Below are 4,213 nucleotides of genomic sequence, written 5' to 3' on the forward strand. Positions count from 1 at the left end.
CGCCCGCCCCCAAGGGCAAGGCCAAGGTGCCCGAAACCGCGGGAGCCTGACCCACTGGCAGCCCCCCGGCGATCGGCGACTGCGACCCGAACCGATCGCCAAAGGGAAGGCCCGCTCGCGCATAAGCGCGGGCGGGCCTTCTTCATTTGCCTGATGCTATTGAGACCGACCGAAAAGGGGAGGGGGGTTGCTGAATGCGTATAATCCGGATTATACGGACTGGCAGGACACCTGATGAACGAATGGCGATCAATCCGGAATCGTCCATGGATCAGTTCTGCCAAGGCCGGTCCGCAGGAGAACACCCATGTCACAACCCTATCGTGAAACCGTCAGCACCACGACCTTCTCGAAGCGGGTCGGGTTCTACTACGACGAAGCAATCAGCCGTGCGGTTGGCCTCGAGCGACACGGCGAGGTTCGCGTGGTCATGGTACCCGCTGACGAATATCGCTCGCTCAGGAAGCTCCTGGCGCGCGCCCTCAAGTCGGAGTCGCTGAAAGATGTCATCGAAGAACTCACCTCCGCGTCCCCGACTTACCACCCGGACGCCCCCGACAGCTACGAAGACGACGTCGAAAAGCCCAGAGCCCCCAAAGCAGCAAAACGGCGACAGCAACCCGAAGCGACAAGCGCCTGAGGCCGGCAAGATTATCGACTACGGCTATCTCTGGCACCGCGAGGATGCCGCAGGTCAAATCAATGCGTCCAAGGACAGGCCGTGCCTCATATGGGAGGTTCGCAAGATTGAAGAGCTGTTCCTGGTCTCGGTTCTTCCGATCTCGACATCCTCTATGGCAGCACGAGTGCCCATTCATCCGCGGGAGCGCGCTGCCCTCGGGCTGCCCGAGGACTGCAACGTCGTCATCGAGGAGATGAACCTGTTCAATTGGCCCGGACCGGACATCGTACCTCAGAGCGATCGCAAACTGATGCGGCCAAACCCCGCATCTAGGAAGCTCACCGACACGATCTCCGAAGCGATGAAAGGCAGGACGATCGCCAAAGTCTTTCGACCGGACTGACCCGACACCAAGGAAGGGAACTTCGGCCATGCCACAAGTCGACGATCACTCTCCGTCGCCGCAGCAGGCGGCCACACGCGAGAGCATGGCGGTGTTCCTGTTTGCCATCTCAAAGGGCTGGGGGAGCATCACAACCGACACCGGGAATCTGGTACCAAACCACATCTTCGCTTCGAACGTCGCGGCAGCACTCATCGGAGAGGCGGAAGGAGCAGCTGCTGCGCAACGGCTGCTCAATCTTCCCGAAAGCCAGTATCATGTCATCGGGGACCCTGAACCGCTGGACGAGATGATCGCCTACCTCGGTCTGAGCGAGGAGGACATTGCGTTCCTCGTCGATCACTACGGCCTCAACGGCAATCTCCAGATGCCGCCCCGACCGAGCGAAGCGCGAGCTTTCGACGAGCTATACGCGCGGACTCCCGAATACGGCCGCGACCTCACCAAGGCGTCGATCTTCACCCGGATCTACCGCGAGAGAAAAGATCACTGGGAGCCCGTCACCATGGAGCAGCTCACAAAGCTGCCGCGCGATGAGCTGATCCCGATCAACGTCGCCTACGAGTTCGTGATGGGCGCGGGCGACCGTATTCAGGGAATGAGCTTCGTCAACCGAGCCGAACACCGCGAAGGCATCAGGATGCGCGAAGACAATGCCTTTGTGACTGTCGGCGAAACGCTTGCCCTCGTGCGAAAGATCAAGCGGGACACTGACCAACGGTCATGGCCTCAACGCCTCCGCGACAGGGCTGCCAAATTCATCGCAAAGATGAAGCGGCGACAGCAGTAGCTCACTCAATCCAAACGCACGCCGGTGGCATCGATTTTCGCGCCGCGATGTCCGCAGCTGCACCGCAAGTGGTTTTCAACGACTTCGAGCTTCATTGGGATCGACTTCGCGAAGCATTGATCCCGAAGCCTCGACGCCGGGACGAGAACCACGCGGCGGCACTTGCGGCATTCAATCTGCGCGTTGAGCCCATGCCGAACGAGATCGGCCACCGTGTCGATGCGCTTCATTCCCATGCATGGCGTAGAACATCATGAGAACATCACGGTCAAGCGACATCACCACCTTCCTTCGGAGAAGCGCTGTCAAAGAACACCGAGCCTGTGCATCCGGGATCTTAGCCTAGAGTGCTCAAATCAATGACATAACCTCCGGGCGAGGGAAGTAAATCCACGCGGTCTTCTGGCCCGACGCGGCGGTTTTCTGGATCACTCGGCCGATCGCCCGGCTTGCCACGAGGACGGATGTACATTGTCGTAACCCGTAAATTGGCACCCTCAGCCTCAAACTGAACATAGGCAACCCAGTTGCAGCGCTTTTTGCTAAGCGCTCCCCTTCTGATCGTGTCCGCCGTTGTGGATTTGACCTCGATGTTTTCTGCCCCCCACTCGAGATCGTATTGCTCCACTCGGTGACCTGCGTGCGTCGCATTCAGAGCTTTTGCAACCTCATGCTCACCCAGTGACCCAATCCAGTGACTGTTCAATCGCGGTTTGGCCCCCCGACTGAAAGCGGCCTCTAATTCGGCCCGCGCATCAGCCAAACCATCCTTGATTATTTGCGTAGCGTGCTTTTGAGCCATGCGACCATCTTACTCAGAAAACATGAAAAAATTGGTAGCGTTTCCCGACCTTCGGCCGGGACCGCGCTCTACTCCGCGCCCCGCACTGCGGCCTTGGCTGCGCTACGGCTCGCGTCTGCGGTCCGCTCCACCGAGCCCTGAAGGGTCTCGGCCCTTCGGGTTACATGGGGTAACAGCGGGCTGCGCTGTTTCGGTCGATTCGGTTAGATCAAGCCCTCAAACTTGGAGGGTACGATATGCAGTTCGTCGGATTAGACGTTTCCGTTGATGAAACGAGTGTTTGTGTTGTCGATGCGGCCGGCACGGTCATGCGCGAACTCAAGGTCAGAACTGACCCTGTCGCAATAGGGCGAGCTGTTTCTCAGCACGCGCCAGAAGCGGAGCGCATCGGGCTGGAGGCGGGCGGATCGAGCAGTTGGCTCTGTCGGGAGCTGAAGCTGCAGGGCCTGCCGGTAATGCATATGGAAGCCCGGCATGCGCATCGTGCGCTGTCGATGCGGATCAACAAGACCGACCGCAATGATGCCCGTGGCCTTGCCGAGCTGATGAGGGTTGGCTGGTTCAAACCGGCCCATGCGAAATCGGTCGACGCACACCGTATCCGATCGCTTCTTCTCGCCCGGAAGCGGCTTATCGACATGCGGCGGGATCTGACAAACCAAGCTCGCAATATAATGAAGACAACGGGGACCATGCTTGGGAGCACGGCGGGTCGCGGGTTCGTCGCCAAGGCGACTGCCGCATGCGATGCCGATGCGAACCTGGCTTCGATGTGCAGGCCATTGTTGGAAGTGGCTCGCACAATGGCTTTGCAAATCAGGGCCTATGATCGGACGCTGCTCGCAATGGCGCGGCATCATCAAACGGCGCGGCGCATGATGACCGTTCCAGGCGTCGGCAGCCTCACGGCGCTGGCGTTCATCAGTGCGATCGATGACCCGCTCCGCTTCAAACGATCGACTGATGTCGGGGCGTATCTTGGCTTGACACCCAGGCGGCATCAATCCGGGGAAATGGACTGGAGCGGCCGGATATCAAAGCTCGGCGATGGTTTGGCGCGAACCTACCTGTTCGAGGCTGCGTCTGTGCTGGTCGGGCGGATCGCCCGCTGGTCGTCGCTACAGGAGTGGGGAGTCCGTCTCACCAAACGGGTCGGATCGAAGAAGGCCCGCGTGGCTGTCGCGCGGAAGATCGCGATAATCCTGCACTGCATCTGGGTCGATGGCACGGAGTTCGAATGGGGCACACCAATCGAGGCGTAAAGACAAGATATCGAGTTCCGCTCGGCTGAGCGGTTCGTCCGGCCGGGACGATGGGGCCGGTGACCTCGTAGCGATCGTTGCGGCTTGGACCGCGCGGGTAACGCTGAGGCATCGCACCGACGGAGCCCATGGTGAGGCGGCATACCGACCTCGGAAAGAACGACGCGCCCGGCGACGATTTTGCGACGGCTGATGCCCGGAACTCGATGCCCTCTTGACGAGAGGCGCTGTTAAAGAACGATCGCTGACGCATATTGCCGCGCACCGCGCTTTCGCGCTGCGGCCATGATGAGCGGGGCTTTTTCAGCGGCTCGAGCTTCGCCCGGGCCTTGCG

Annotated in this window: 6 protein-coding genes; 4 read left to right on the top strand and 2 right to left on the bottom strand. The window is 60.2% G+C overall.

Annotated features, from left to right (window positions below):
- Positions 1-307 precede the first annotated feature (307 nt).
- The 3 genes from AX692_RS18130 to AX692_RS18140 all read left to right on the top strand — a co-directional run bounded on the left by AX692_RS18130 (position 308) and on the right by AX692_RS18140 (position 1,815).
- Positions 308-640: a hypothetical protein gene (locus tag AX692_RS18130; RefSeq protein ID WP_073977809.1), complete on the top strand. Its 333-nt coding sequence runs from the start codon at positions 308-310 to the stop codon at positions 638-640.
- 166 nt (positions 641-806) lie between these two features.
- A complete protein-coding gene (locus AX692_RS18135) occupies positions 807-1,025 on the top strand; it encodes a hypothetical protein (protein ID WP_073977810.1) in 219 nt (72 codons plus the stop codon).
- Positions 1,026-1,053: 28 nt separating this feature from the next.
- Entirely contained in the window at positions 1,054-1,815 is a 762-nt protein-coding gene (locus AX692_RS18140) for a hypothetical protein (protein ID WP_155646379.1), read from the top strand.
- Positions 1,816-1,820: 5 nt separating this feature from the next.
- Here the strand turns inward: AX692_RS18140 and AX692_RS18145 are convergent, their stop codons facing one another.
- Complete coding sequence (locus tag AX692_RS18145; protein ID WP_073977812.1) at positions 1,821-2,051, bottom strand: hypothetical protein; 231 nt, start codon at positions 2,049-2,051, stop codon at positions 1,821-1,823.
- Between the two features lie 101 nt (positions 2,052-2,152).
- Complete coding sequence (locus AX692_RS19870; protein ID WP_155646381.1) at positions 2,153-2,617, bottom strand: hypothetical protein; 465 nt, start codon at positions 2,615-2,617, stop codon at positions 2,153-2,155.
- Positions 2,618-2,853: 236 nt separating this feature from the next.
- Here AX692_RS19870 and AX692_RS18150 point away from each other — a divergent pair, with 236 nt between their 5' ends.
- Positions 2,854-3,879, top strand: coding sequence for an IS110 family transposase (locus AX692_RS18150; protein WP_073977271.1), 1,026 nt, complete (start codon positions 2,854-2,856; stop codon positions 3,877-3,879).
- The last annotated feature ends 334 nt before the right edge of the window (positions 3,880-4,213 follow it).

It is taken from the genome of Erythrobacter donghaensis (genome assembly GCF_001557325.1).
Taxonomy (GTDB): Bacteria; Pseudomonadota; Alphaproteobacteria; order Sphingomonadales; family Sphingomonadaceae; genus Erythrobacter; species Erythrobacter donghaensis_B.

What these genes read in the sequence shown, in the direction of transcription:
- AX692_RS18130 (WP_073977809.1), top strand. Translation starts at nt 308, where the DNA reads ATGTCACAACCCTATCGTGAAACCGTCAGCACCACGACCTTCTCGAAG.
- AX692_RS18140 (WP_155646379.1), top strand. Translation starts at nt 1,054, where the DNA reads ATGCCACAAGTCGACGATCACTCTCCGTCGCCGCAGCAGGCGGCCACA.
- AX692_RS18145 (WP_073977812.1), bottom strand. Translation starts at nt 2,051, where the DNA reads ATGGGAATGAAGCGCATCGACACGGTGGCCGATCTCGTTCGGCATGGG.
- AX692_RS19870 (WP_155646381.1), bottom strand. Translation starts at nt 2,617, where the DNA reads ATGGCTCAAAAGCACGCTACGCAAATAATCAAGGATGGTTTGGCTGAT.
- AX692_RS18150 (WP_073977271.1), top strand. Translation starts at nt 2,854, where the DNA reads ATGCAGTTCGTCGGATTAGACGTTTCCGTTGATGAAACGAGTGTTTGT.